This is a genomic window from Streptomyces sp. NPDC047974, from assembly GCF_040653375.1.
GTDB lineage: Bacteria > Actinomycetota > Actinomycetes > Streptomycetales > Streptomycetaceae > Streptomyces.
Window position 1 is genome coordinate 518,826 of record NZ_JBEZNU010000002.1, and the last position, 24,577, is coordinate 543,402.

The 24,577-nt window shown below is 74.1% G+C and carries 24 protein-coding genes and 1 riboswitch; of the genes, 6 read left to right on the forward strand and 18 right to left on the reverse strand.

The window, feature by feature from the left end:
• Positions 1–162: 162 nt before the first annotated feature.
• From AB0E19_RS05385 to AB0E19_RS05395, 3 genes are all read right to left on the reverse strand, one after another.
• On the reverse strand, positions 163–966 hold the full coding sequence (locus AB0E19_RS05385) for an SIMPL domain-containing protein (protein ID WP_362173581.1): 804 nt from the start codon (positions 964–966) through the stop codon (positions 163–165).
• Positions 967–1,140: 174 nt separating this feature from the next.
• On the reverse strand, positions 1,141–2,178 hold the full coding sequence (locus tag AB0E19_RS05390) for a DUF6745 domain-containing protein (protein WP_362173584.1): 1,038 nt from the start codon (positions 2,176–2,178) through the stop codon (positions 1,141–1,143).
• A 108-nt stretch (positions 2,179–2,286) separates the two neighbouring features.
• Positions 2,287–2,613 (reverse strand): hypothetical protein, encoded by a 327-nt coding sequence (locus AB0E19_RS05395; RefSeq protein WP_362173587.1) that lies wholly within the window; start codon positions 2,611–2,613, stop codon positions 2,287–2,289.
• Between the two features lie 178 nt (positions 2,614–2,791).
• On the opposite strand from AB0E19_RS05395, the gene AB0E19_RS05400 reads away from it, so the two are divergent.
• The 5 genes from AB0E19_RS05400 to AB0E19_RS05420 are packed head-to-tail and all read left to right on the forward strand — an operon-like array spanning position 2,792 to position 7,968.
• Positions 2,792–3,751, forward strand: coding sequence for an STM4015 family protein (locus AB0E19_RS05400; RefSeq protein WP_362173590.1), 960 nt, complete (start codon positions 2,792–2,794; stop codon positions 3,749–3,751).
• The gene (locus tag AB0E19_RS05405; protein WP_362173593.1) at positions 3,748–4,923 is read left to right on the forward strand and encodes an STM4014 family protein; all 1,176 of its coding nucleotides are present in this window, start codon (positions 3,748–3,750) and stop codon (positions 4,921–4,923) included. Before AB0E19_RS05400 ends, AB0E19_RS05405 begins: the two co-directional genes overlap by 4 nt.
• Positions 4,924–4,934: 11 nt before the next feature.
• Positions 4,935–5,756, forward strand: coding sequence for an STM4013/SEN3800 family hydrolase (locus AB0E19_RS05410; protein WP_362173812.1), 822 nt, complete (start codon positions 4,935–4,937; stop codon positions 5,754–5,756).
• A complete protein-coding gene (locus AB0E19_RS05415; protein WP_362173596.1) occupies positions 5,753–7,090 on the forward strand; it encodes an STM4012 family radical SAM protein in 1,338 nt (445 codons plus the stop codon). The genes AB0E19_RS05410 and AB0E19_RS05415 overlap by 4 nt, the downstream gene beginning before the upstream one ends.
• An 8-nt stretch (positions 7,091–7,098) precedes the next feature.
• The gene (locus AB0E19_RS05420; protein ID WP_362173599.1) at positions 7,099–7,968 is read left to right on the forward strand and encodes an STM4011 family radical SAM protein; all 870 of its coding nucleotides are present in this window, start codon (positions 7,099–7,101) and stop codon (positions 7,966–7,968) included.
• Here the strand turns inward: AB0E19_RS05420 and AB0E19_RS05425 are convergent.
• Both AB0E19_RS05425 and AB0E19_RS05430 read right to left on the reverse strand, forming a co-directional pair.
• Positions 7,955–8,767 carry an SGNH/GDSL hydrolase family protein gene (locus tag AB0E19_RS05425; protein ID WP_360609386.1) on the reverse strand — a complete coding sequence of 271 codons (813 nt, stop codon included), beginning with the start codon at positions 8,765–8,767 and terminating at the stop codon, positions 7,955–7,957. The genes AB0E19_RS05420 and AB0E19_RS05425 overlap by 14 nt on opposite strands.
• 161 nt (positions 8,768–8,928) lie before the next feature.
• Entirely contained in the window at positions 8,929–9,885 is a 957-nt protein-coding gene (locus tag AB0E19_RS05430) for a LysM peptidoglycan-binding domain-containing M23 family metallopeptidase (RefSeq protein WP_362173603.1), read from the reverse strand.
• 4 nt (positions 9,886–9,889) lie between these two features.
• Positions 9,890–10,045, reverse strand: a riboswitch (cyclic di-AMP (ydaO/yuaA leader).
• 394 nt (positions 10,046–10,439) lie between these two features.
• Here AB0E19_RS05430 and AB0E19_RS05435 point away from each other — a divergent pair.
• On the forward strand, positions 10,440–11,261 hold the full coding sequence (locus AB0E19_RS05435) for a tyrosine-protein phosphatase (RefSeq protein ID WP_362173606.1): 822 nt from the start codon (positions 10,440–10,442) through the stop codon (positions 11,259–11,261).
• A gap of 22 nt (positions 11,262–11,283) precedes the next feature.
• On the opposite strand, the gene AB0E19_RS05440 is transcribed toward AB0E19_RS05435, so the two are convergent.
• From AB0E19_RS05440 to AB0E19_RS05500, 13 genes are all read right to left on the reverse strand, one after another.
• A complete protein-coding gene (locus tag AB0E19_RS05440) occupies positions 11,284–11,448 on the reverse strand; it encodes a DUF6126 family protein (RefSeq protein WP_189848334.1) in 165 nt (54 codons plus the stop codon).
• Between the two features lie 19 nt (positions 11,449–11,467).
• A complete protein-coding gene (locus tag AB0E19_RS05445; RefSeq protein ID WP_362173611.1) occupies positions 11,468–12,097 on the reverse strand; it encodes a helix-turn-helix domain-containing protein in 630 nt (209 codons plus the stop codon).
• Positions 12,098–12,172: 75 nt separating this feature from the next.
• The gene (locus AB0E19_RS05450) at positions 12,173–13,558 is read right to left on the reverse strand and encodes an aspartate aminotransferase family protein (RefSeq protein ID WP_362173614.1); all 1,386 of its coding nucleotides are present in this window, start codon (positions 13,556–13,558) and stop codon (positions 12,173–12,175) included.
• A 10-nt stretch (positions 13,559–13,568) separates the two neighbouring features.
• Positions 13,569–14,585 (reverse strand): adenosyl-hopene transferase HpnH, encoded by a 1,017-nt coding sequence (hpnH, locus tag AB0E19_RS05455; RefSeq protein ID WP_362173617.1) that lies wholly within the window; start codon positions 14,583–14,585, stop codon positions 13,569–13,571.
• A gap of 7 nt (positions 14,586–14,592) precedes the next feature.
• Positions 14,593–15,261 carry a 1-hydroxy-2-methyl-2-butenyl 4-diphosphate reductase gene (locus AB0E19_RS05460; RefSeq protein ID WP_362173620.1) on the reverse strand — a complete coding sequence of 223 codons (669 nt, stop codon included), beginning with the start codon at positions 15,259–15,261 and terminating at the stop codon, positions 14,593–14,595.
• Complete coding sequence (shc, locus tag AB0E19_RS05465; protein WP_362173623.1) at positions 15,258–17,255, reverse strand: squalene--hopene cyclase; 1,998 nt, start codon at positions 17,253–17,255, stop codon at positions 15,258–15,260. The genes AB0E19_RS05460 and shc overlap by 4 nt, the downstream gene beginning before the upstream one ends.
• A gap of 107 nt (positions 17,256–17,362) precedes the next feature.
• The gene (locus AB0E19_RS05470; protein WP_362173627.1) at positions 17,363–18,463 is read right to left on the reverse strand and encodes a polyprenyl synthetase family protein; all 1,101 of its coding nucleotides are present in this window, start codon (positions 18,461–18,463) and stop codon (positions 17,363–17,365) included.
• Positions 18,460–19,863, reverse strand: coding sequence for a hydroxysqualene dehydroxylase HpnE (gene hpnE, locus AB0E19_RS05475; RefSeq protein WP_362173630.1), 1,404 nt, complete (start codon positions 19,861–19,863; stop codon positions 18,460–18,462). The genes AB0E19_RS05470 and hpnE overlap by 4 nt, the downstream gene beginning before the upstream one ends.
• Complete coding sequence (gene hpnD / locus AB0E19_RS05480; RefSeq protein ID WP_362173633.1) at positions 19,863–20,810, reverse strand: presqualene diphosphate synthase HpnD; 948 nt, start codon at positions 20,808–20,810, stop codon at positions 19,863–19,865. Before hpnD ends, hpnE begins: the two co-directional genes overlap by 1 nt.
• Entirely contained in the window at positions 20,807–21,712 is a 906-nt protein-coding gene (gene hpnC / locus AB0E19_RS05485; RefSeq protein ID WP_362173636.1) for a squalene synthase HpnC, read from the reverse strand. Before hpnC ends, hpnD begins: the two co-directional genes overlap by 4 nt.
• A gap of 289 nt (positions 21,713–22,001) precedes the next feature.
• On the reverse strand, positions 22,002–22,637 hold the full coding sequence (locus tag AB0E19_RS05490) for a TetR/AcrR family transcriptional regulator (RefSeq protein ID WP_362173639.1): 636 nt from the start codon (positions 22,635–22,637) through the stop codon (positions 22,002–22,004).
• A 169-nt stretch (positions 22,638–22,806) separates the two neighbouring features.
• Entirely contained in the window at positions 22,807–23,595 is a 789-nt protein-coding gene (locus tag AB0E19_RS05495; RefSeq protein WP_362173642.1) for an ABC transporter ATP-binding protein, read from the reverse strand.
• Positions 23,588–24,487, reverse strand: a complete 900-nt coding sequence (locus AB0E19_RS05500) for an ABC transporter permease (RefSeq protein WP_362173815.1) — start codon at positions 24,485–24,487, stop codon at positions 23,588–23,590. Before AB0E19_RS05500 ends, AB0E19_RS05495 begins: the two co-directional genes overlap by 8 nt.
• Positions 24,488–24,577 lie beyond the last annotated feature (90 nt).

The following is a 24,577-nucleotide window of genomic DNA, read 5'->3' on the forward strand; positions in this document are numbered from 1 at the left end:
GCCCGCGTACGGGCTCGCGCCCGGTGACCGCGTACAGGGCCCGCGTACGGGGCTCGCCCTCGGTGACCGCGTACGGGGCTCGCGCCCGGTGCCCGCGCCAGGGGCTCGCACTCGGGGCCCGCGTACCGGCGCGCGCCCGGCCCCCGCGCCGGAAGCCGGGCGTCACAGGAGTTCGTAGACCGCCGAGACCGTCACCTGCTCCTCGATCTCGCCGGGGGCGAGCGGGACGTTCTGCTCGTCGGCCGGGAGGGACGGGAGCGTGCCCTGGCCGGGCCGGAGCGAGTCGCCCTCGCTGAGGGAGACCAGTCGGCCCAGGCGGTGGCCGCTCAGTTTGGCGTGCTGGGAGGCCTTCTCGTACGCGTCCCGGTACGCGGCCTCGCGGGCCTTGGCGCGCAGCTCCTTCGGGTCGGCCACGTCGAAGACGACGCCGTTGACCCGTCCGGCGTCCCCGGTGGCGCCGTTGACGGCGCCGATGACCTGGCCGGCCCGGTCGATGTCCCGGACCTTCACGGAGAAGCTCTGGCTCGCCTGGTAGCCGGTCACCTTGGACTCGCCCCCGGTCGTCTGGGTGTAGACGGGGTTGAGGGAGAGGCTGTCCGTGCGGATGTCCCGGTCTTCGACGCCCTCCTCGCGCAACACGGCGAGCAGCGCCTTCGCCGCCGTGTTCTGCGCCGCCATCGCCTCCTTCGCCGTCGGCTTGGCGACCTCCACGCCCACCGAGAGGATCGCCAGGTCGGGGGCGGCGGTGGCGCTGCCGCTGCCCGTGACGGTGACGGTCGCCGGCGCCTCGGCCCGGACGGTGGTCGCCCGCGGGGCGGTGTGCTCCGGAGCGGCGGCGAGCGCGGGGGCCGCGGCGCCCAGGAGCAGCGCTCCCAGGACGGCGGTGCCCGCGCCGGCGGCGAGCCGACGGGCGGCGCGGGCGCGGGCGCCGCGGTTCGGGAGGGTGGGCGCGGGGCGGTGCGGCACGGGCGGTCCCTTCGACGGTCGGGTGCCGGGGGCTCCGGCGGGCACATCCCAGCACCCGGGGCCGCCCCCTCCCGGGCGCCACTCCTGACCGCCGCCGCTCTTCACACCTCCGTACCAGCGGATTTCCCTCCGAGCGGCTCTCCGTGCGAGCGGGCCGGCGCTCCCCGCCCCCGCTCAGGTCTGCACGAGCGGCTCGTACGCCTCCGTGCCCAGGCCGAAGGTCCAGGCGACGCCCTCGCGGGCGGTCCGGGTGCCGGGCGGCACGCGGAGCCAGTACGTGCGGTGGCTCCCGTCCGGCTCGGGCGTCGAGTTGACCACCTCGACCATCACCACGTCCTCGTCGTCGCCGAGCTCGATCCGCCACAGCACCCCCGCCTCGTCGCGGCCCTCGGGGCGGGCCCCCGAGGCGTCGAGGTAGCGCTCGTATCCGTAGAACTCCAGCATCACGCGCCGCAGTTCGGCGTTCTCCTCGTCACGGATCCGCTCCGGGGCGAGGTTCGCGAGCCCCGCCAGGAAGTCGGCCGTGACGGGCATGCCGCGCCAGGCGTGGAGGGCGAAGCCGTCCCGGTGGGCGAGCGCCGGGCCGTCGCCCCGGTCGAGCCGCCCGGCCTCGTCCCGGTGCAGCTCGACGGGGCGTTCGCAGACGACGGCGACCCTCTCGTACGGCCACCACCAGCCGGCCTGCTCGGCGACCGCGGCGAGTCCGGCGAGCCGGGTGCCGCGCCCGTCGAAGGCGGCGAGCCAGGCGGCGTCCTGCTGGCCGAGCACCGCGTCGTACAGCAGCTCACGGCCCGCGAGCTCGGTGAGCGCGCCGGGCTCCTCCCGGTCGCCGAGCACGTCCAGGATCCCGGTCCTGATCCGCTCGGCGAGCGCCCGCGCCGGGTCCCACAGCCGGGCTCCGGTCGCCTGCCAGTGCGCCGTCCACCCGGCGGGGCCGAGCGCGTCGTGGAGACGGCGGCGCTCCTCCGCCCAGGGCAGGGTCCGCACCTCCTCCCGCACCGACCGCCCCCGGTCCGCGAGGCCCGCGACCAGCTCGACGCCGGCGAGCGGCGACTCGGCCCACACCACCCGCTCCGGCGCGGGCAGCCCCGCGAAGGCGTAGGCGAGCCGGACCCCGGCCTCCGCGGCGGTCCGGTCGGCCGGCCCGGTGGCGGCCGCGACGGCCCGCCACTTCTCGTACACGTCGCCCTCGTTCATCGTCCTGTCCCCCATGACCGTCCCTCTGTTCCCATGACCGTCCCTCTGTCCCCCGTGACCGTCCGTTCCTCCGGCACCGTCCGGCACCGTCCGGTCCCGTCTCGGTCCGCTCTCAGTCCGCTCTCAGTCCGCCACGATCCGGTACGCGCCCGGCACGTACTCCCGCTGCCGCACCACCCGGTACCAGCCTCTCGGCAGCACGATCGGCGCGTGCTCCTCGTGCACCAGCCGTCCGCCCTCGGGCAGTTCGAGCAGGAAGGGGCCGTACGGCCCCGGCTCCCGCACCAGCCGGCCGGGGCCCGGGATCGCGTGGGCGTGTCCGGTGACCTCGCCGAAGGCGAGCACGAGCCGCCCCCGGCCGTCCCTCGGCTCGCTCCGCGCGTCCTTCGCCCGGGCGGGCACGGCCCGCTCGTCGACGGGCACGATCAGCACGTCCCCCTGCCGGTACATGGCTCTCCCCTTCCCGTCCGGAACCCGCTGCCCGAACACGGGAACGACGCTAGGGGCCGCCACTGACAACGCCCCGGTCCGGCCCGTCGGGCCGACCCCCCACCCCTCCTGTCGGTGCGCCTTGGTACAACTTCTTGGCGTCACGCCCGTACCGCCGTCCGTCGTCTGGAGCACCGTCATGACCATTGGGGCCTACCTGGAGGAGTTCCACGGCCTCCCCGTCCTCGACCTCCCGGACGCCGACTCGGACGTCGCGCTGCCCGACCCGGCGGCCGTCGCCTGGCGGCTGTCCAGCCCGACCTACAACGACGACGACGAGGAGAGCTGGGACGCCGTCTTCGACCGCTTCCTGAAGACCGTCGACACCGCGCGGGTCCGCGCGATCGTCGTGGGCGGCTGGGAGGACGCGTACGAGGCCTCCTCGGCGGCGATCGTCACCGCCCTCATCGGCGCCAACGACCGGCTGACCGCCCTGGAGGCGGTCTTCCTCGGCGACATGACCATGGAGGACTGCGAGATCTCCTGGATCGTGCAGTCCGACGTGACGCCCCTGCTCGCCGCCTACCCGGCGCTGCGGGAGCTCGGCGTGCGCGGCGGCACCGGGCTCGTCTTCCCGCCGGTGCGCCACACCGGCCTGCGGACCCTGGTCGTGGAGACCGGCGGGCTCGGCGCCGAGGTCGTGCGCGGCATCGCGGGCAGCGACCTGCCGGCCCTGGAGCGGCTCGAACTGTGGCTCGGGACCGACGAGTACGGCGGTGACTCCTCGCCCGGCGACCTGGCGCCGCTGCTCTCCGGCGAGGCCTTCCCGGCCCTGCGCAGCCTCGGCCTGTGCAACAGCGTGATCGAGGACCGGGTGGCCGCGGCCGTGGCGAGCGCCCCGGTCGTCGCCCGCCTCGACCGGCTCGACCTCAGCATGGGCGTGCTCACCGACGAGGGCGCGGCCGCGCTGCTCGACGGCCAGCCGCTGACCCATCTGACGGAGCTGGACCTGGAGCACCACTACCTCTCGGAGGCGATGGGCGAGCGGCTCACCGCCGCGCTCGCCCCGCACGGCGTGCGGGTCGTCCTGGACGACGCGCAGACCCCGGAGGACGACGGCGACGGGGACGTCTGGCGCTACGTCGCCATCGCCGAATGACCGCGGGCCCGCGCCTCGTGGTCGTCGGCGACCCGGCGGGGCGTCGCGTCGCGTTCTTCCAGGACGCGCTGCGCGCCGCCGGACTGCCCGGGGCGCGGGCCGTGCCGTGGACGGACGTCCTGCGCGGCGGGGTCCGCTTCGCGGCGGGCGAGACCGTCCGGATCGACTCGCCCGGGGAGGTGCCGGAGGTCGACCTGCTGCTGCGCGGCGCGGACGATCCGGCCCGGGTGGAGGGGAGCCGGCTCTGGTACGAGCGGTTCACCGCGGCCCTCGCCGGGCTCGCCGCCGAGGCGGGCCGCGCCGGCGCGGTGCTGGTCGACGACCCGGCGGAGACGGCCGTCCTCTTCGACAAGCGGCTCACCCACGGCCGGCTCGCCGCCGCCGGGGTGCCCGTGCCGGCCTCGCCGACCTCCGGTCCCGGCGGCGCGCCGGTGCGGGGCTGGGACGACCTGGTGGCGCTGATGGCCGGAGCCGGGCTGCGTCGGGTCTTCGTCAAGCCCGCGCACGGCTCCTCCGCCTCCGGGGTGCTGGCCGTGGAGACGGCCGGCTCGGGGCGGGTGCAGGCCGCCACCTCGGTCGAGCGGGACGGTGCCGGACGGCTCTTCAACTCGCTGCGGGTACGCCGCTACACGGGCGCGCGGGAGGTCGGCGCGCTGGTCGACGCGCTCGCCCCCGACGGGCTGCACGTGGAGCGCTGGCTGCCGAAGGCGGTCCAGGGCGGCCGGGCGGCCGACCTGCGGGTGGTGGTGACCGGCGGGCGCGCCACCCACGCGGTGGTCCGCACCAGCCGTTCGCCGCTGACCAATCTGCACCTCGGCGGCGCCCGCGGCGACCTCGCCGCCGCGCGGACGGCGATCACCGCCGCCGGCGGCCGCTGGGAGGACGCGGTGGCCGTCTGCGAGGGCGCGGCGGCGGCCTTCCCGGGCACCCGGTGCGTCGGGGTGGATCTGCTGCCGGGGGCCGGCTGGCGCCGCTTCGCGGTCGGCGAGGTCAACGCCTTCGGGGACCTGCTGCCCGGCCTCACCGGCCTGGCGGGCAGCGGCGCCGAGGGCCTGGACACCTACGGCGCCCAGGTCGCCGACCTGCTGGGACACCCGCCCGCGCCCCCCTCCGTACGCCCGCCCGCGGACACCACCGACCCCCGCACCACAGGAACGAGCACCGCCCCGTGAACCAGCCCGACATGAACGCGGTCGTCGGCAGCCACGACCTGCTCCTGGTCACCCTCGACACCCTCCGGTACGACGTGGCCGCCGAGCTGGCCGCCGCCGGCCGGATACCGAACCTCGCCCGGCACCTCCCGGGCGGCCGCTGGGAGCGCCGGCACGCGCCCGGCAGCTTCACCTACGCCTCCCACCAGGCGATCTTCGCGGGCTTCCTGCCGACTCCGGCCGCGCCCGGACCGCATCCGAGGCTCTTCGCGGCCCGGTTCGCGGGCAGCGAGACCACCGCCGGCGGCACCTATGTGTACGACGCTCCCGACCTGGTCACGGCGCTCGCCGCCGAGGGCTACCGGACGGTGTGCGTCGGCGGCGTCGGCTTCTTCAACGGGCAGCCGCCGCTCGGCTCGGTCCTGCCCGGCCTCTTCGAGGAGAGCCACTGGGAGCCGTCCTTCGGCGTGGCCTCGCCGACCTCCTTCGAGGCGCAGGTGGCCCGGGCCGAGGAGGTGGTGGCCGCGCTGCCGGCCGACCGCCGGCTCTTCCTCTTCGTGAACGTCTCGGCGCTGCACCAGCCGAACTGGTTCCACCTGCCGGGCGCCACCCGCGAGGCGGGTGACACCCGGGCCACCCACGCGGCGGCGCTGGAGTACGTCGACCGGCACGTCGGGCGCCTCTTCGCGGCGATGAGCAGCCGCCGCCGCTGCTTCGCGATCGTCTGCTCGGACCACGGCACGGCGTACGGCGACGACGGCTACACGGGCCACCGGCTGGGCCACGAGGTCGTGTGGACGGTGCCGTACGCGCAGTTCACGCTGGACGGCCCGGCCGAGGGGGCCGCCGCGTGACCGGCACCCCGCTCCCCCGCCCGTACCGCTCGTACGTCTACGCCTACCCGCACAAGACGGCGTACCGTCCGCTGCCCGAGCGGCCGGAGCTGGCGGCGCTCTGGGCGGACGAGCCGAAGGACGCCCTGTCGCTCTACGCGCACGTGCCGTTCTGCGAGGTCCGCTGCGGTTTCTGCAACCTCTTCACCCGGATCGGCGCCCCGGACGAGCTGACCACCCGCTACCTCGACGCGCTCGACCGGCAGGCCGTCGCCGTCCGGGAGGCGCTGGGCGACGCGGCGCCGGTGCGGTTCGCGGCGGCGGCCTTCGGCGGCGGCACCCCCACCTTCCTGACCGCCGCCGAGCTGGAGCGGCTCTGCGACATCGCCGAGCACCGCATGGGCGCGGACCTGCGGGCGGCGCCGCTCTCCGTGGAGACGTCCCCGGCGACCGCGACCGCCGACCGCCTTGCGGTGCTCGCCGGGCGGGGCGCGACCCGGCTGAGCATCGGGGTGCAGAGCTTCGTGGACGCCGAGGCGCGGGCCGCGGTCCGGCCCCAGCGGCGGGCGGACGTGGAGGCGGCGCTCGGCCGGATCCGGGACGCCGGCGTGCCGGTGCTCAACATCGACCTCATCTACGGCATCGACGGGCAGACCGCGGAGTCCTGGCGGTACTCGCTGGACGCGGCGCTGGCCTGGCGGCCCGAGGAGCTGTACCTGTACCCGCTGTACGTGCGCCCGCTCACCGGCCTGGGCCGGACCGGCCCCGCCGAGTCGGACGCGGAGTGGGACGCGCGGCGGCTGCGGCTCTACCGGCAGGGCAGGGACCACCTCCTCGCGGAGGGGTACGAGCAGGTGTCGATGCGGATGTTCCGGCGGGCGGGCGCGGCCCCGGCGGGCCCCGACGACCACGCCTGCCAGACGGACGGCATGATCGGCCTGGGGTGCGGCGCCCGCTCGTACACCGCCGCGCTGCACTACTCCTTCGACTACGCGGTCGACATGCGGGAGATCCGCTCGATCATCGACGCCTACACGGAGACCCGGGACTTCTCCCGGGCCGTGGTGGGCCGCCGGGTGGACGGGGCGGAGGCCCGCCGCCGCCACCTCCTGCAGTCGCTGCTGCAGGCGGAGGGCATGGAGCTGGCCGGGTACGAGCAGCGGTTCGGGACCTCGGCGCACGAGGACTTCGGCGCGGAGCTCGACCGGTTCGCGGCGTACGGCTGGCTGGACGGTGCGGCGCCGGCGGGGCTGCTCAGGCTGTCGCCGGAGGGGCTCGCGCACTCGGACGGGCTCGGCCCGGAGCTGTTCTCCCCCGCCGTACGGGCCGCGATGGCCGCGTACGAGCCGAAGTAGGGCCGGCCGTGGACCTGACGCTGCTGTACCGGGGGCCGCTCGCCTCCTGCGACTACGACTGCCCGTACTGTCCCTTCGCCAAGCGCCGGGACTCGCCGGAGACGCTGCGGGCGGACCGGGCGGCCCTGGAGCGGTTCACCGGGTGGGCGGCCGGGCAGGACGGGGACCGGCTGCGGATCCTCTTCACGCCGTGGGGCGAGGGCCTCGTCCGCTCCTGGTACCGGCGGGCGATGGTGGAGCTGTCGCGGCTGCCGCACGTGGAGCGGGTGGCGATCCAGACCAATCTGAGCTGCCGGACCTCCTGGCTGGACGACGCCGACCCGGACACGCTGGCGCTGTGGTGCACGTACCACCCCGGCCAGACGCCGTACGACCGCTTCCTCGGCAAGGCCCTGGACCTGGCGGCCCGGGGGGTCCGCTTCAGCGTGGGCGTGGTGGGGCTGCCCGAGCACCACGCGGAGGCGCTGCGGCTGCGGGCGGCGCTGCCGGACCACGTCTATCTGTGGGTGAACGCCGCCGAGGGGCGCACGTACACCGACGCGGAGGCGGCGGCGTGGACGGGCATCGACCCGCTCTTCGGCTACAGCCGGCACCCGCACCGCTCCGCGGGGCTGCCCTGCCGGACCGGCGAGTCGGTGGTGTCGGTGGACGGCGCGGGGACGGTGCGCCGCTGCCACTTCGTCAAGGCGGAGCTGGGCAATCTGTACGACGGCTCGTACCGTGCCGCGCTGCGGCCCCGCGCCTGCCCCCTCGCCGTGTGCGACTGCCACATCGGCTACGTCCACCTGGAGTCGCTGCCGCTGTACGACGTCTTCGCCGGCGGGGTCCTGGAGCGGATCCCCGCCGGCCGGCGGGCGCCGGGAGCTACAGGGGCATGAGGTCGGGGCGCTTGGCCTCGACGTGGTCGCCGGAGCTCTCGCCGCGCAGCCGCCGCCCGATCCACGGCACCAGGTACTCGCGCGCCCAGTGGATGTCGTCCCGGCGGACCTCCAGCGGCCCGCGGGCGGGCAGCGGCGGCCACGCCTGGTCCGGGTCGGCGGGCACCGGCAGGCCGAGGACCTGGGCGGCGCGCAGCGCGACCCGGGTGTGGCCCTCGGGCGAGAGGTGCAGCCGGTCGTCGTCCCAGGCCCGCCGGTCCTGGACCGACTTCAGCGACCACAGGTCGAGGACCGGGCAGTCGTAGCGGTCGGCGATGGCGCGGACGTGGGCCGTGTACGTGGCGATCTTGCCGCGCAGGTGCTTGAGCACCGGTACGTCACGGGTGTCGAAGCCGGTGGTCACCATGACGGTGCCGACGGCGGAGGTGAGGTCCCGCACCGCCCGCTCGAACCGCTCGGCGACGTCGTCGGGGTCGGTGCCGGGGCGGATGATGTCGTTGCCGCCCGCGCAGAAGGTGACCAGGTCGGGGGCGAGCTCCTTGGCCCGGGGGACCTGCTCGGCCACGATCTGGTCGAGGAGGCGGCCGCGGACCGCGAGGTTCGCGTAGCGGAATTCCTGGTGGTCCGGCAGCTGGTCGGCGAGGAGCACCGCGAAGCGGTCCGCCCAGCCGACATAGGTCCCGTCCGGCCCCGGGTCTCCGACGCCCTCGGTGAAGCTGTCACCGATCGCCGCGTACGACCCGAATCCCCCGACCGCCCCGAACACGTTCTCTTCTGTTGCTCTCGAATCGTCTGCCACGACAGCACATCCTTCCTTTCCGGATGTGACCTACGCGACCGTAAGGAGGGGTTGACGGCGGGTGATATATGCCACCGATAAAGAATTTGCCAAGCCCGGAATAGGGCGAAGGCCCGGCACGCGGGTGCCGGGCCTTCGCCGTGTCCGTTGGTCCGGACGGGTCAGATGGAGACCCCGTGCTGGCGCAGGTAGGCCAGCGGGTCGATGTCCGCGCCGTAGCTCGGCGAGGTGCGGATCTCGAAGTGCAGGTGCGGGCCGGTCGAGTTGCCGGTGGAGCCGGAGAGACCGATCTGCTGGCCGCCGCTCACCGACTGGCCGGCGGAGACGGCCAGGGAGGAGAGGTGGGCGTACTGCGAGTAGTTGCCGTCGGCGTGCTGGATGACGACCTCGTTGCCGTAGGCGCCGCTCCAGCCGGCGGAGACGACCGTGCCGGCGCCGACGGCGCGGACGGTGGTGCCGGAGGAGGCGATGAAGTCGGCACCGGTGTGGTAGCCGGAGGACCACATGGAGCCGGAGGCGCGGTACGGCGTGGAGACGCCGCCGGAGACCGGGGCGACCCAGCCGGACGCGGCCGGGGCGGCGGCGGCCGGGGCCGCGGCGCGCTCGGCGGAGCGGGAGGCGCGGGTCTGCTCGGTGGCCTTCGCCGTGGCCTTCGGGGCGGCCTTGACGGCGGCCTTCGGGGCGGCCTTCGGCGCGGCGGCCGGGGCGGCGGGCTTCGGGGCGGCGGCCTTGGCGGGGTTCTTGGCGCCGAGGGTGAGCTTCATGCCCGGGAGGATCAGCGAGGGGTTCTCGCCGACGACCTGGCGGTTGTCGGCGTAGAGCCGCTTCCAGCCGCCGGCGACGTCGTGGTCGGCGGCGATCTTGGACAGGTAGTCGCCGGCGACGACGGAGTACGTGGTCGGGGCGGCGGCCTTGGCGGCCGGGGCGGCTTTGGCCTGGACCTGCGCGGCGGCGATCACGGTGCCGGAGACGGCGGCCGGGGCGGCCTGCTCGGCGGCGTGGGCGCCGGTGGCGCCGATCAGCGGCAGCGCGACGACGGCGCCACCGGTGCCGGCGGCGACGAGGCCACGGGTGATCAGGGTGGACTTCTGGCGGCGGTGCTTACCCTTCGCGGGCATGGCGAATTCCTCTCCGGCGCCTGCGAGGTGAGCTGTCGGGTTCGGACTGGAGATGTCCGGCCGCGTTTCTCACGCGGCTTCACCCCTAGCCGTCCTGCGTCGCGGGACCGGCGTACTTCCTTGGGTCCCCCGCTCCTGCCAGCGTGGACGGGTGTGAATTCCGGACGGTGGCAGGATTCGGCGGTCCGACCGGATTGACGGCGACGCTAGACGAGCCGGGTCGGCGCGAACAAGCCACGGAATTCGACGGGCATTCCGGGACGATCTTCGGGCCTGGAATTCCGGTCACCCTCCGTGGATGACGGTCCCTCGATTCCCTTTTCGGGGAGGGGGGTTGGACCGGGCGGTCGGCCACGATCCGTCACCTCTATGACCCTGCTCACGCGCCGAATTCCATCTCCCCCTCAACCGGGGCGCGTTACCCCAAGACCTTCCAATACGGACAGATCGCCCATTACCGTCCAGGGGGGTGCGCCGCGCCGCGCTCGACGGGATGATTGCGGGGGGAACCGATCTCGTACGGGCCCCGTGAACGCCTACCACCAGGAGCATCCGTGACGCAGCAGCTGCCGCAGGTCAAGACCCTCGAACCCGGCGAGCCCGAGCTCGCGGCGGTCCGCAACTTCCGGGACGTGGCCGGCCTGCCGACCACCGACGGACGCGCGGTCCGGCCCGGCACCCTCTTCCGCAGCGGTCACCTCGCCGACGCCACCGAGTCCGACGCGGCCTTCCTCTCCGGCCTCGGCCTGCACACGATCTTCGACTTCCGCAACGAGGCCGACGCCAAGGTGGAGGGTCCGGACGTGGAGCTCCCGGGCGTGCGGAACGTGAACATACCCCTGAGCGACCCGGCCGACGGCAAGGAGTTCTGGCGGATGGTCCGCGAGGGCGACCTCGACACGCTGCGGGACCTGCTCGGCGACGGAAAGGCGGCGGACCGGATGACCTCCGCGTACCGCCGGATGATCGTGGAGCGGACCGCCGAGCACAGCCGCATCCTGCACGCCCTCGCCGAGGAGGCCGTCCCGGCCCTGATGCACTGCGCGGCCGGCAAGGACCGCGCCGGGCTCTCGATCGCGATCACCCTGCTCGCCCTCGGCGTGGAGCGCGAGGCCATCGAGGCGGACTACGTGAAGTCCGGCGCCCCGCACCGCCGCTACAAGGTGCGCCGCAGCCCCACCGCCCGGGACGCGATGGCGCCCGAGGTGATGGAGCTGCTGAGCCCGCTCTTCGACGCGCGGGTGGAGTACCTGCGGGCGGCCTTCGAGGCCATCGACGCCACCTGGGGCTCCGTGGACGCCTACCTCGCGGACGGCCTGGAGCTGGCGCCGGAGACCCGCGAGCGGCTGCGCGAGCGGTTCCTCACGGAGGCGTGAGGCCGCGGGCCCTCCCGCCCGGTCACTGGTTCTGCCCGCCCAGCATGAAGAGCAGGTAGAGGAAGCCGGCGAAGAGGTGACCGGCGATCAGGTAGGCGAAGAGGCGGAGCACCAGCCCCTTGGGGAACTTCCCCTCGCCGCGCTCCTCACCGGTGACCGGGGCGGAATTCACTGACTTGTCGGACATGTCGACCAGCCTTTCGGGCTCAGCGGGAGTGCGGGGTGCCGCCGCCCAGGCACAGCTCGGCGGCGGGGCTCTGCAGGAGCGTGTGGACGAAGAGCACCTCGGCACCGGCGCGGCCGGCCGCGCCGATCCGGTGCGGGGTGAGCGAGTCGAAGTGCGCGCTGTCCCCGGGGCCGAGCAGGTGCACGGCGTCGCCGAGCGCGAGCCGGACCTGCCCTTCGAGCACGTGCAGCCACTCCTCGCCGGGGTGGACGCGCACGATGTCGGCCCGGGTGGCGTAGGGCACGTGGACGCGCAGGCACTGCATGGCCCGGCCCGCGCCGCCCGCCTGCCGGTAGATCCAGCCGTCGGCCTCGACCGGTTCGGAGCGGTCGGCCCGGACCACCGGGTCGCGTTCGGGCGGGGTCTCGCCCAGCAGCTCGGCGACCGTCGTACCGTAGATACGGGCGAGGGCGAGGAGCATCGGCAGCGAGGGCTGCCGGTTCCCGGTCTCGAGCCGCGAGAGGTGCGCCGGGGACAGCCCGGCGCGCTGGGCGGCCGCCTCCAGGGTGAGCCCCCGGCGCCGACGCAGCGCCCGCAGCTGCGGGGCGACGTCGGGCACGAGCTCGGGGGCGGCGGTTTCCGGGGTGGAGCCCCGGGGGACGTGGTCCATGCGTCCATTCCGCCAGGAACATGCCTCTGAGGCAAGTTTCTTGCCTCAGAGGCAAAAACCCGGGGAGAGCCCGGCTCAGCGCTGCGCGACCGCCTGCCTGACCAGCGTCTTCCCGAAGTCCCACAGCAGCCCGCCACCGCCGTGGGCGTCCTCCATGACCGCCGTGAAGGCGGTGACGAAGCGGTCCACGTCCGCCTCGTCGATCACCAGCGGCGGGATCAGCTTGATCACCTCCAGGTGGTCCCCGGAGACCTGGGTGAGGATCCGGTGCCGCTGGAGCAGCGGGACCACGACCATCTGCGCGAAGAGCCCCTTGCGGGCCGTCTGGAGCATCGCCCACCGGCCGCGCAGCGCCAGCGAGCTCGGCCGGCCGAACTCGATGCCGATCATCAGCCCCCGGCCCCTGACCGCGTGCAGCAGCTCGTAGCGGGGCACGAGCTCCTCCAGGCGGGCCTTCAGGAGGCCGCCGACCCGCCGCACGTGCGCCACCGTCCCCTCGGTCTCCATCACCGAGAGGACCGCGAGCCCGGCGGCCATCGCCTGGGCGTTGGAGCCGAAGCTCGCCGAGTGGACCAGGACCCGGTCCATGGACGAGTAGACCTTCTTGAAGATCCAGTCCTTGCCGAGGGTGGCGCCGACCGGCACGTATCCGCCGGAGAGCGCCTTCGCCACGCACACCAGGTCCGGCTCGACGCCGTCCTCGTGCTGGTAGGCGTAGAAGTCGCCGGTCCTGCCAAGGCCGGTCTGCACCTCGTCGGCGATCAGCAGCGCCCCGTGCCGGCGGAGCAGCTCCTGGGCGGCGGCGAGGAAGCCGGGCGGTGCCTCGTGGACGCCCTTGCCCTGGATCGGCTCGACCACGAAGCCGGCCACGTCCCCCTTGCGGAGCTCGCGCTCCAGGGCGGCGAGGTCGCCGAGGGCGATCGCCGTGTCCGGGAGCAGCGGGTCGAAGCCGGCCCGGAAGCCCTGCTCGCCGTTGACGGACAGGGCGCCGGTGGTGAGGCCGTGGAAGGCGTGGTCGCAGTAGACGATCCTCGGCCGGCCGGTGGCGTACCGGGCGAACTTCAGCGCGGTCTCGACGGCCTCGGTGCCGCTGTTGCCGAAGAAGACCCGGTCGAGGTGGGGGCTGTGGGCGAGCAGCCGCTCGGCGAGGAGTCCGGGCAGCGGCGGGCAGTCGAAGCGGGTGAGGTCGGGGAGGTCCGCGTCGAGGACGTCGTGCAGGGCCCCGCGGACGACGGGGTGGTGCCGGCCGAGGCCCATGACGCCGAAGCCGGCGAGCATGTCGAGGTGGTCGTTGCCGTCGGCGTCCCAGAAGTGGGCGCCGGCGGCCCGCTCGTAGACCTTGTCGAAGCCGATGGTGTGCAGCATCCGCGGCAGCTGCGGGTTGAGGTACCGGGCGTGCAGCTCGTACCGCTCGCCGCCGCGTTCGGCGAGCAGCGCCCGCAGGTCGAACCCGTCGCTCATGGCCCGCCCCTCAGCTCCCCTGGACGGTCTCGCGGACCGCGCGCAGCGACTCCTTGAGGGAGCCCATGGTGGCGAGCACGGCGGTGGGTTCGTAGCCGCAGTGCGCCATGCAGTTGGCGCAGCGCGGGTCCTTGCCGCGGCCGTACTTGTCCCAGTCGGTCTCCTCGACGAGTTCGCGGTAGGTGGGGACGTAGCCGTCGCTCATCAGATAGCAGGGGCGCTGCCACCCGAAGAGGGAGTAGTTGGGGATCGCCCAGGCGGTGCAGGGGAAGTCGGCCTTTCCTTCGAGGAAGTCGAGGAAGAGCGGCGAGTGGTTGAGGCGCCAGCGGCGGCGGTTGCCGCCGGCGAAGGCCTTCTTGAAGAGTTCCCTGGTCTGTTCGACGCCGAGGAAGTGTTCCTGGTCGGGTGCCTTCTCGTAGGCATAGGCGGGCGAGATCATCATTTCGTCGACCTGGAGGTCGTCGTTGAGGAAATTCAGTACCTCGATGATGGTCTGCGGGGTGTCGGTGTTGAAGAAGGTCGAATTGGTGGTGACCCGGAATCCGCGCCGCTTGGCCTCCTTGATCGCCGCCACGGCCTCGTCGAAGACGCCTTCCTTGGCGACGGATTCGTCGTGGCGTTCACGCAGTCCGTCGATGTGCACGGCGAAGGCGAAGTACGGGGAGGGGGTGAAATTGTCGAGCTTCTTGCGCAGCAGCATCGCGTTGGTGCACAGGAAGACGTATTTCCGGCGGGCGACCAGCTGGCGGACGATCTCGTGGATCTGGGGGTGCATCAGGGGTTCGCCGCCGGCGATGGAGACCATCGGGGCGCCGGACTCCAGGACGGCGCCGACCGCCTGGGCGACCGGCATCCGCTGCTTGAGGACGCCGGCCGGGTGCTGGATCTTGCCGCAGCCCTCGCACTTGAGGTTGCAGGCGTAGAGCGGCTCCAGTTCGACGATCAGGGGGAACTTGTCCCGCTTGCGGAGCTTCTGTTCGAAGAGATAGGTCCCGACCCGGACGGACTGACGGAGCGGCATGGCCATGACCGGCTCACCTCCTGGGGAGCAGCAGAGAACGGTGCCATTCGAAGAAAGCGGGAAGGACGGCACGGAGGACGCGGAAGGCCGATATTCCCCCGCGTACCGTGCCGATCCGGACCAGTTCGTGTTCGGGGGCGTCCACGACCACCCGTACGGCCGCAAGCGGGCGGGGTCCGGCGGCCCGGGCGGTACGCAGGGTGGCGGCGGACTCCATGTCGACGGCGATCGCCCCGCCGGCCGCCAGCGCGGCCCGCTCGGGGCCCCGCACCACGTGGTCGGAGCCGGTGAGCGGACCGGTGTGCACGGTCCGCCCGGGCACCGCCCGGGCGAGCGCCTTGACGAGCAGGTCGGTGCCCTCGCAGGCGAGGGCGCCGTCCGGGCCGCGGGTCTCCTCGGCGACGACCAGGTCGCCGGGGTGCATCCCGGGGGCGAGTCCGGCGCAGAAGCCGGAGGCGATGACGGCGGCGCCGCCCCAGCCCTCGCGGGCGAGGGCCCGCTCGACCCCGCGGGCGGCGTGGGCGGGCCCCATGCCCGTGCGCACCACCCGGACCGGTCCCGGCGCCCCGCCGCGCTCGCCGCCGCCGCGCAGGGCGAAGCGCTCGATGCCGAGGGCGCAGGCGACGAGGAGCGGCGGGACGGCCGCCTCCGACTCCCCCGGAGGACGGCCGCGCTCCCTCACGGGCTCCCGCCGGGGGCGGGCTCGCCGTGCACGTACCGGCCGAGCGCGGTGAGCGGGAAGACCTGCCGGTAGAGGTGGTAGTTGATGGAGAAGTCCCAGGGGAAGCCGGTGCCGGTGAAGTACGGCTCGTCCCAGGAGCCGTCCTCGCGCTGGGTCTCCACCAGCCAGGCCACGCCCCGCCGGGCGCTCTCGGAGTCGCGCTCCCCGGCGGCGAGGAGGGCGATCAGCGCCCAGGCCGTCTGGGAGGCGGTGGAGGTGCCGCGGCCGATCCAGGAGCGGTCGTCGTACGAGCGGAGGTCCTCGCCCCAGCCGCCGTCCGGGTTCTGCGCGGCGGCGAGCCAGGCGACGGCCCGGCGGATCGCCGGGTGGGAGGCGGGGAGTCCGGCGGCGGTGAGGGCGGGGAGCACCGAGCCGGTGCCGTAGACGTAGTTGACGCCCCAGCGGCCGAACCAGGCTCCGTTCGGCTCCTGTTCGGCGAGGAGCCAGTCGATGCCCCGACGGGCGCGCGGGTCGGCGGCCCGGCCTTCCCAGGCGAGCATCTCCACGACGTGGGCGGTGACGTCGGCGGAGGGGGGGTCGATGACCTCACCGAAGTCGCAGAAAGGGAGTTTGTTGGGCAAAACGCCCGTGTTGTCGGCGTCGAAGGCGGCCCAGGCGCCATTGCCGGACTGCATGCCGGCGGTCCAGCGGGCGGCACGGGCGACGGCCGCGTCGACCCGGGCGGGGTCGGGGTGGCGGACCCGGCGCAGGGCCAGGATCACCTCGGCGGTGTCGTCGATGTCGGGGTAGTTGTCGTTGTGGAACTCGAACGCCCAGCCGCCGGGCGGGAGTCCGGGCCGGCGGACGGCCCAGTCCCCGGCCTTGGTGATCTCCTCGTCGAGCATCCAGTCGGCGGCCTTCACCAGCGCCGGGTGGTCGGCGGGCAGGCCGGCGTCGGCGAGGGCGATGGTGGCGAGGCAGGTGTCCCAGACCGGGGACTGGCAGGCCTCGACCATGCGGACCGGGCCCTCGGGCTCCTCGCGCCAGACGGCGAACCGGTCCAGGGACTCCAGGCCGGCCCGCATGACCGGGTGCTCCAGGTCGTAGCCGAGGAGGTGGAGGGCGATCACCGAGTAGACGGCGGGCGGCTGGATGCCGCCCCAGCAGCCGTCGTTCTCCTGGCGTTCGACGATCCAGCGGGCCGCGGTGTTCATGGCCGCCCGGCGCAGTCCGCGCGGGGCGAAGCGGTGGTAGACGTGCAGCGCCTGGTCGAGGCGCTGGAAGAGGCCGTCCCAGCCGGTGAGCGGGGCGAGCGGGCGCTTCGGCGCCGGCCGGTCGGGGTCGGTGTGCAGCTCGTCGAGGGGGAAGGGCGCCGGGCGGACCGGGCGCTTCGCCGAGACGACGGTGAGCGGCACGATGGTCTGCCGGGCCCAGCAGCCGAAGTCGTAGATGTTCAGCGGGAACCACTTCGGCAGGAACATCAGCTCGGGCGGCAGCTCGGGCAGGTCCTCCCAGCGCCACCAGCCGAAGAGCGCGAGCCAGATCCGGGTGAAGACGCGGGCGGCGGCGATCCCGCCCTCGGCCCTGATCCAGGCGGCGGCGCGGGCCATGTGCGGGGCCTCGGGCCGGTCCCCGGCGAGCCGGAGGGCGACGTACGCCTCGACGGTCGCGGAGAGGTCGGCGGGCCCGCCGTGGAAGGTCGGCCAGGTGCCGTCCTCGTACTGCCGGCTCCGGATGTGCCGGGCGGCGGCCGCGGTGGTGTCGGGGTCGGAGATGCCGAGGAAGCGGCGGAGCAGGAGGTCCTCGGCGTCCATGGTGACGTTGGTCTCCAGGTCGCCCTTCCACCAGCCCTCGGGGGCCTGGCGGGCGAGGAGGTGGTCGGTGGCCGCGCGGACGGCGCGGGCGGCGGCCTCGTCGAGGCGCGCGGGTGGGACGGCGGTGTGCGGTGAAGTGGTGCTGGCCGCGGGCGCGAGGGGGCCGAGAGCCCCGGCGTTTCCGTCGGTCGTCGCTGTCATGGCTTCCCCTTCGTGGCAGTCGGTTCCTTCTGCTCCTGCGGGTCTGCCGTCGGCCGGTGCGGGTGGCACCGGCCGGCGACTGCGCACTCATATCTGGCTGTGGGTGGTCATTTCTTCCGTACGACGACGAAGTCGGCGAGGGCGATCAGCTGGTCGCGCACCCGGGCGGGCATGTCCACCTCGTCGAGGGCGCGCAGCGCGATCGCGTGCTGGCGGCGGGCCTCCCCGGCGGTCCACTCGCGGCCGCCGGCCTCCTCGATGAGGGCGGCGCGGTAGGCGAAGTCCTCCTCGGTGAAGGAGTCGAAATCAGGGGACTCGGCGTCCTGGGCGAGGAGCCGGCCGAGCCGCTCGGACGCCTCTCCGCCGGCCGCGAGGGCGGCGACGACGGGCAGCGACTTCTTCCGCTGCCGCAGGTCGCTCCAGGTCTGCTTGCCGGTGGCGTCCGGGTCGCCCCAGATGCCGAGGAGGTCGTCGACGGCCTGGAAGGCGAGGCCGAGGTGGTAGCCGTACTCCTCCAGCTTGTCGGCGGTGCGGTCGTCGGCGCCGCCGAGGACGGCGCCGATGGAGACGGCGCAGGCGAGGAGGGCGCCGGTCTTGTTGCCCTCCATCTCCAGGCACTCCTCGACGCTGACCCGGTCGCGGTGCTCGTAGGAGATGTCCTGGGCCTGGCCGTCGATGAGCTTGCGGTTGGCGGTGGTCAGCCGGCGGGTGGCGCGGCCGGCCTCGGCGGTGCCGAGCTCCAGGAGGACTTCGTTGGCGAGGGCGGAGAGGGCGTCGCCGACGAGGATCGCCTGGGCCGGGCCGAACACCTTCCACACGGTGTCGCGGTGGCGGCGCTGCTCGTCGCCGTCCATCAGGTCGTCGTGCAGCAGCGAGAAGTTGTGGACGAGCTCGACGGCGACGGCTCCGGGGAGACCGACCTCGGGCACGGCGCCGGCGGCCTCGGCGGAGAGCAGGGCGAGCGCGGGGCGCACGGCCTTGCCGCTGTCGGCGTCGGTGGGGTTGCCCTCGGCGTCGATCCAGCCGAAGTGGTAGGCGGCGACGGTGTCCATGGGCGATGCGAGACGGCCGACGGCCGCCCGCATGACGGGGGTGGACAGGGTCCGCCCCCTCTCCAGCAGGGCGCTGACGTCCGCGGTGTCGACGGCCGGGGTCCCCGGGGGCACGGTCGGCACGGTCTCTCCTCTGGTTCCTGTGATCACACTCATGCCGCCTCCTGCAGCGGATGGTCGTGGCGGCGGCCGAAGGCGGAGAGCGCGGCGCCGGCGGCGCTGAAGCCGCTTCGGACGGCACCCTCCATGGTCGCGGGCCAGCCGGTGGCGGTCCAGGCGCCGGCCAGGTAGAGGCCGGGCGCACGGGTGCGGGCGCCGGGGCGGAGGCGCCCGACGCCGGGTGTGGGGGCGAAGGTGGCGGTCCGCTCGCGGGTGACGAAGAAGTCGCGGACCCCGGCGCCCCGGGCGGCCGGCAGCAGCCGCTCCAGCTCCGGGAGGTAGCGCTCGCGGAGCGCGGCGACGGGGGTGTCGATCTCGTCGTGGGCGGCGGACTGCGAGACGGCCAGGTACTGGCCGGGGCCGGTGAGTCCGGAGGCCTCGGTGCGGTCGAAGACCCACTGGACCGGGGAGCCGAGGGCGGTGAAGAAGGGCCGCTTCAGGACCTTGCGGTCGTAGACGACGTGCAGGTCGAGGATGGGCGCGGTGCCGATGTCGAGGAGCCGGTCGACGTCGTCGAGGGCGTCCTCGGGGAGCAGGCCGTGGGTCTCGGGCTGGGGCACGGCGAGGACGACGGCGTCGGCGTCGAGGCGCTCGCCGGGCACGTCCACGGCCCAGCGGCCGTCGTCGGCGCGGGTGATCCGCTCGGCCTTGGTGCGCAGCAGGGTCCGGACGCCGAGTCCGTCGAGGGTCTTGCCGGCGAGGGTGTCGTGGAGGTGGCCGAGCGGCACGTGGGCCCAGCCGATGTCGGCGGCGCCGGGGTCGGTGAGCAGCCCGGTCTTGAAGACCATGGCGGCGAGCCCCATGGAGGCGTCGGGGGCGGGGGCGTTGAGGGTGGGGATGCCGACGAGGTCCCAGAGGGCCTCGATGGCGCGGGGCGACTGGCCGTGCCGGCCGAGCCAGGTGGCGAAGTCGATGCCGTCGAGGGCCGGATCGGCGGGGTCGAGCTTCTTGAGGGCGAGCGCGGCGCGGCCGACGGAGGCCCGCTCGGCGAGCGAGAGGTGGGGGTACGTGGCGAGGCTGCGGGCCAGGTGGAAGGGGACCGGCAGCGGGTCGCGCCGGATCCGTCCGAGCCGGGGCCCGCGCGGGTGCGCGACGTCGAGGACGGGCACGTCGAGCCGGTCCTGGAGGGGCGCGAGCCGGGCGCCGTCGACGCGGTCGAGGAACCAGCGGTAGGCGGTGCAGCAGCGCAGGTACACGTGCTGGCCGTTGTCGACGGTCAGCTCGCCCCGCCGGAAGGAGAAGGCGAGCCCCCCGAGCCGGGGCCGCCCTTCGAGCAGCGTGACCGCGACCCCCGCCTCGGCGAGCCGGATCGCCGCGGTGACCCCGGCGATCCCCCCGCCGACGACGACGGCGGTGGGTGTCCCTGGGGTGGGGCCGGGGGTGCCGGTGGGGGCCATCAGGCGGGCCTCCTCGCGGTGCGGCGGGCGATGTGGCGGGCGTCGAGGCCGGAGAGGCCGCGGACGGCGACGTAGGCCTTCTCGGGGCCGGGCAGCGAGACCCGGCCGCGGAGCACGGCGTCGGGGTCGCGCTCGATGCGGTCGAGGAGCCGGCGGTAGATGCCGGCCATGGCGGCGACGCAGGCGCCGCTGCGCCGGTCGAGCATCGGCAGCAGCCGGTAGCCCTCGACGAAGAGGGCGCGGGCGCGGCGGACCTCGAAGTGGACGAGCCCGGCGAAGTCGGCGCCGGCCGGCAGGGTCCGGGCGCCGAAGCCGTCCTCGCAGCCGAAGCGGGCGAGGTCCTCGGCGGGCAGGTAGGTGCGGCCGTTGGCGGCGTCCTCGCGGACGTCGCGCAGGATGTTGGTGAGCTGGAGCGCGAGGCCGAGGGTGTCGGCGTACTCGGCGGCCCGCTCGGACTCTTCGGCGCCGGCCTTGGCGCCGAAGACGCCGAGGGAGAGCCGGCCGATGGCGCCGGCGACGCACCGGCAGTAGACCTTGAGCTCGTCCCAGGTGCGGTAGGTGGCGCCGCGGACGTCCATGAGGACGCCGTCGATCAGCTCGTCGAGCCCTTCGAGGGGGATCGGGAAGCGGCGGGCCGAATCGGCGAGGGCGACCGCGACGGGGTCGGTGTCGTCCTCGGCGACGTCGCCCTTGCGGACCCGGTCGAGCAGCACCCGGGTGGCCTCCAGGCGCTCGTGCTTCTCCTCGGGGGCCAGCGTGCCGTCGCCGATGTCGTCGACCCGCCGGGAGAAGGCGTACAGGGCCGACATGGCCTGCCGCTTGTCGGCGGGCAGCAGACGGATCCCGTAGGCGAAGTTGCGGGCCTGCTGTCCGGTGACGGCCTCGCAGTAGCTGTACGCGGCCTGTACCGGCGCGGACGGCTGGACGGTCGTGTCCTCGACGGTCATGTTCCCCCCTCGGAGCGGGCCCGGAGCAGGACCGCTCCGACCTGGCGCGCCAGGCTCGGCCTGGTGGGCTTCGGCGGTCCGGCGAGGACGTCGAAGCCGGCGTCGGCGATGGCGTCGAGCGCGGCGAGTCCGCCGGCGGTGAAGCCGGCGAGCAGCAGCCGCAGCCGGCCGTGGACGCTGCCGACGAGCGGGCTGCCCGCGTGCAGCAGGGCGCGGGCGCGTTCGGCCTGGAAGGCGACGAGGGAGCGCACGGCGGATCCGGCGGTGGGCCGGGCCAGCTCCTCCTCGGTGACGTGGAACCGCTTGAGGTCCTCGGCGGGGAGGTAGATCCGGTCGCGGCCGAGGTCCTCGGCGACGTCCTGGAGGTGCTCGACGATCTGGAGTGCGGTGCAGATCTCGTCGGAACGGCGGATCCGCTCGGGCGTCTCGGTGCCGGTGATGCCGAGGACGAGCCGGCCGACGGGGTTGGCCGAGAGCTCGCAGTACGCGAGGAGGTCGTCGTACGTCTCGTACCGGCCGACCAGCTGGTCCTGGCGGTTGGCCTGGATCAGGCCGAGGAACGGGCCGGGGGTGAGGCCGCGGCGCCGCACCGTGGGCTGGAGGGCGCGCAGCAGCGGGTGGCGGGGGGTCCCGTCGAACACCCGGTGGAGGTCCTCCTCCAGGGCGTCGAGGAGGGCGAGCGGGCCGGCGTCGGATCCGAGGCCGAAGGGGCCGGTCGCGCCGGGGGCGGCGTCGCCGTCGCCGATGTCGTCGACGAGGCGGGCGTAGCCGTAGACGGCCATGAGGTCGTCGCGCCAGTCACGGGGCAGGAAGAAGGGGGCCACGGGGAAGTTCTCGTCCGCGGCCTTGCCGAGTGTGGTGCGCGAGGGGTCCTCGGCGCGCACGTGCCGGGGAGCCGTCACCGGGCGGCGCCCGGCGCGGGGACGGCGACACCCACGTGAAGCTGGAGATTCTGCGTCATGGCCGTCATATCTCCCGTTCTACACTGCCGATCCAATCCATCCTATTTCGGACACGCCGCCGCGCACGGAGCACGCGCCCGCCGGGCGCTCCCGGGGGGCGCCATGGGCGGTGTGGATCGGACCGGTACAGCTTACGTTGTACGAGGGATGTCGCCATTCGGGGGGTCTGCCGCCGCGCGGGGCCGCGCCGGCCGGGCTGACCTGTGGCGATGACACGGGCCGCCGGAGGTCAGCGGGCGCGGGCTCCGGAGACGACCATGGCGAGGGTGGTCTCGACGACGTCGTCGCGGCGCCGGGCGGGGAGCCGGCGGAGCGGGCCTTCCAGGAGGAGCAGCGAGAGGCCGTGCACGGCCGACCACGCGGCGGCGCCTGCGGAAGGGCGGCGCCCGCCGCTGCGGTCGAGCGTCTCCAGGGTCTCCCGGAGGAGGGTGAAGGCCCGGATCTCGGGCTCCGGGGGCGCGGGGGCGCAGGCCGGCGCCTCCCCGGCGGCGGGGCGGACGGTGCCGAAGGCGGCGCGGTAGAGGCCGGGGTGGTCGAGGGCGAAGCCGACGTAGCCGCGGCAGAGGGCGGCGAGCCGGCGCTCGGCGGCGAGCGCGGGCTCGTCGGCGCCGGGCTCACGGGCGGCGGCCCGCTCCATGGCCTCGGCGAGCCGGGCCCTGGCGTGGGCGCGGACGGTGCGGAGCAGTTCGCCGCGTCCGTCGAAGTGCCGGTAGGCGGCGGTGGGCGAGACGCCGACCCGGCGGGCCGCCTCGCGCAGGACGACCCTCTCGGGGCCGCCTTCGGTGGCGAGGTCGACGGCCGCGCAGATCAGGGCGTTGCGCAGGTCGCCGTGGTGGTAGTTGTTTCCGCCCGAGATCCCTGCCATGGGCTCATCCTGCCCGATGTTGACCGTATGAACATTCCAGGCGGGGGCGGGACCGGCGAAAACCGGAAGCGCCCCCGCCGGTGGGGCGGGGGCGCTGTGCGCGGGTGCGGCGGGGAACCGGGACGGGCCCCTGGGCCGTCTCTTCCGGATCGTGCCGGGCTCGCGTCGCCTAGCGGGCGGTCTCGCGCTCGTACGCCTTGAGGACCTCGTCGGTCGGGCCGTCCATCAGGAGCTGGCCCTTCTCCAGCCAGAGCACCCGGTCGCAGGTGTCCCGGATCGACTTGTTGCTGTGGCTGACCAGGAAGACCGTGCCGGCCTCCTTGCGCAGCTCGCGGATGCGGGCCTCGGACCGGATCTGGAACTTGCGGTCACCGGTGGCGAGCGCCTCGTCGATGAGGAGCACGTCGTGGTTCTTGGCGGCCGCGATGGCGAAGCGGAGCCGGGCGCCCATGCCGGAGGAGTAGGTGCGCATCGGCAGGCTGATGAAGTCGCCCTTCTCGTTGATCCCGGAGAAGTCGACGATGTCCTGATACCGCGTGTGGACCTCCTCGCGGCTCATGCCCATGGCGAGGCCGCCGAGGATGACGTTGCGCTCGCCGGTGAGGTCGTTCATCAGGGCCGCGTTGACGCCGAGGAGCGAGGGCTGGCCGTCGGTGTAGACCTTGCCGCTCTCGGTGGGGAGCAGGCCGGCGATGGCGCGCAGCAGGGTGGACTTGCCGGAGCCGTTGGTGCCGATGAGGCCGATGGCCTCGCCGCGGTAGGCGGTGAAGGTGACGCCGCGGACGGCGTGCACCTTGCGGACGCCGCGGGTGACCTCGGCCTTGCCCTTGCCGACGATCCGGCTGAGGGCCGCGGTGGCGCTGCCCTTGCCGCCGCCCCCGGTGTTGACCCGGTAGACGATGTGGACGTCCTCGCAGATGACGGTGGGCGCCAGGGGGTTCTGGGGGGTGTCAGCCACGGCCGTACCTCTCCTCAGCCTTCCAGAAGTAGACGAAGCCGCCGATGCCGAAGAGCAGCGCCCAGCCGAGGGCGGTGGCCCAGACGTGGGCGGGCAGGTTCGAGGCCGCGTAGCCGTCGATGAGCGCGAAGCGGACCAGGTCCATGTAGACCGCCGCCGGGTTGTACATGAGGATGTCCGCGATCCAGGCCGGCTTGTCCGCGAGCATCACGGGGATCGAGAACATGACGCCCGAGGCGTACAGCCAGGTCCGCATGACGAAGGGCATCAGCTGGGCGAGGTCGGGGGTCTTGGCGCCCATCCTGGCCATGATCATCGCGAGGCCGATGTTGAACACGAACTGCAGCAGGAGCGCCGGGACCAGCAGCAGCCAGCTGAGCGAGGGGTAGCTGCCGAAGGCGATCGCGACGGCGGCGAGCACGACCATCGAGAACAGCAGCTGCTGGAGCTGCTGGAGCGAGAAGCTGATCGGGAGCGTGGCGCGCGGGAAGTGCAGGGCGCGGACGAGGCCGAGGTTGCCCGAGATCGCGCGGACGCCCGCCATGACCGAGTTCTGCGTGAACGTGAACACGAAGATGCCGGTCACGAGGAAGGGGATGTAGACCTCCTTGCTCATGCCGCGGCCCGCGTCCAGGATCAGCCCGAAGATCAGGTAGTAGACGAACGCGTTGAGGAGCGGGGTCGCCACCTGCCAGACCTGGCCGAGCTTGGCCTGGCTGTACTGGGCGGTCAGCTTCGCCGAGGAGAACGCCAGGATGAAGTGGCGGCGGCTCCACAGCTCACGGATGTACTCGAACAGTCCGGGTCGGGCGCCGCTGACCGACAGACCGTACTTGGCGGCGAGGTCGCCCGGCGCCAGGCCCTCGTCGACGGAGGACGGGGGCGCGCTCATCGCGACCGCCCCGCCCTGGTGAATGTCACTCACAGTCGAAACTTTCGTGTTCAAGATGTGCGGCTCGTCGGATTACCACGATGTCGGACG

Bases quoted from the DNA above. Each gene is read 5' to 3' on its own strand.
- AB0E19_RS05390 (WP_362173584.1), bottom strand. From the start codon at position 2,178: ATGGGGGACAGGACGATGAACGAGGGCGACGTGTACGAGAAGTGGCGG.
- AB0E19_RS05395 (WP_362173587.1), bottom strand. From the start codon at position 2,613: ATGTACCGGCAGGGGGACGTGCTGATCGTGCCCGTCGACGAGCGGGCC.
- AB0E19_RS05400 (WP_362173590.1), top strand. From the start codon at position 2,792: ATGACCATTGGGGCCTACCTGGAGGAGTTCCACGGCCTCCCCGTCCTC.
- AB0E19_RS05405 (WP_362173593.1), top strand. From the start codon at position 3,748: ATGACCGCGGGCCCGCGCCTCGTGGTCGTCGGCGACCCGGCGGGGCGT.
- AB0E19_RS05410 (WP_362173812.1), top strand. From the start codon at position 4,935: ATGAACGCGGTCGTCGGCAGCCACGACCTGCTCCTGGTCACCCTCGAC.
- AB0E19_RS05430 (WP_362173603.1), bottom strand. From the start codon at position 9,885: ATGCCCGCGAAGGGTAAGCACCGCCGCCAGAAGTCCACCCTGATCACC.
- AB0E19_RS05440 (WP_189848334.1), bottom strand. From the start codon at position 11,448: ATGTCCGACAAGTCAGTGAATTCCGCCCCGGTCACCGGTGAGGAGCGC.
- AB0E19_RS05445 (WP_362173611.1), bottom strand. From the start codon at position 12,097: ATGGACCACGTCCCCCGGGGCTCCACCCCGGAAACCGCCGCCCCCGAG.
- AB0E19_RS05450 (WP_362173614.1), bottom strand. From the start codon at position 13,558: ATGAGCGACGGGTTCGACCTGCGGGCGCTGCTCGCCGAACGCGGCGGC.
- hpnH (WP_362173617.1), bottom strand. From the start codon at position 14,585: ATGGCCATGCCGCTCCGTCAGTCCGTCCGGGTCGGGACCTATCTCTTC.
- shc (WP_362173623.1), bottom strand. From the start codon at position 17,255: ATGACAGCGACGACCGACGGAAACGCCGGGGCTCTCGGCCCCCTCGCG.
- AB0E19_RS05470 (WP_362173627.1), bottom strand. From the start codon at position 18,463: ATGAGTGTGATCACAGGAACCAGAGGAGAGACCGTGCCGACCGTGCCC.
- hpnE (WP_362173630.1), bottom strand. From the start codon at position 19,863: ATGGCCCCCACCGGCACCCCCGGCCCCACCCCAGGGACACCCACCGCC.
- hpnD (WP_362173633.1), bottom strand. From the start codon at position 20,810: ATGACCGTCGAGGACACGACCGTCCAGCCGTCCGCGCCGGTACAGGCC.
- AB0E19_RS05490 (WP_362173639.1), bottom strand. From the start codon at position 22,637: ATGGCAGGGATCTCGGGCGGAAACAACTACCACCACGGCGACCTGCGC.
- AB0E19_RS05500 (WP_362173815.1), bottom strand. From the start codon at position 24,487: ATGAGCGCGCCCCCGTCCTCCGTCGACGAGGGCCTGGCGCCGGGCGAC.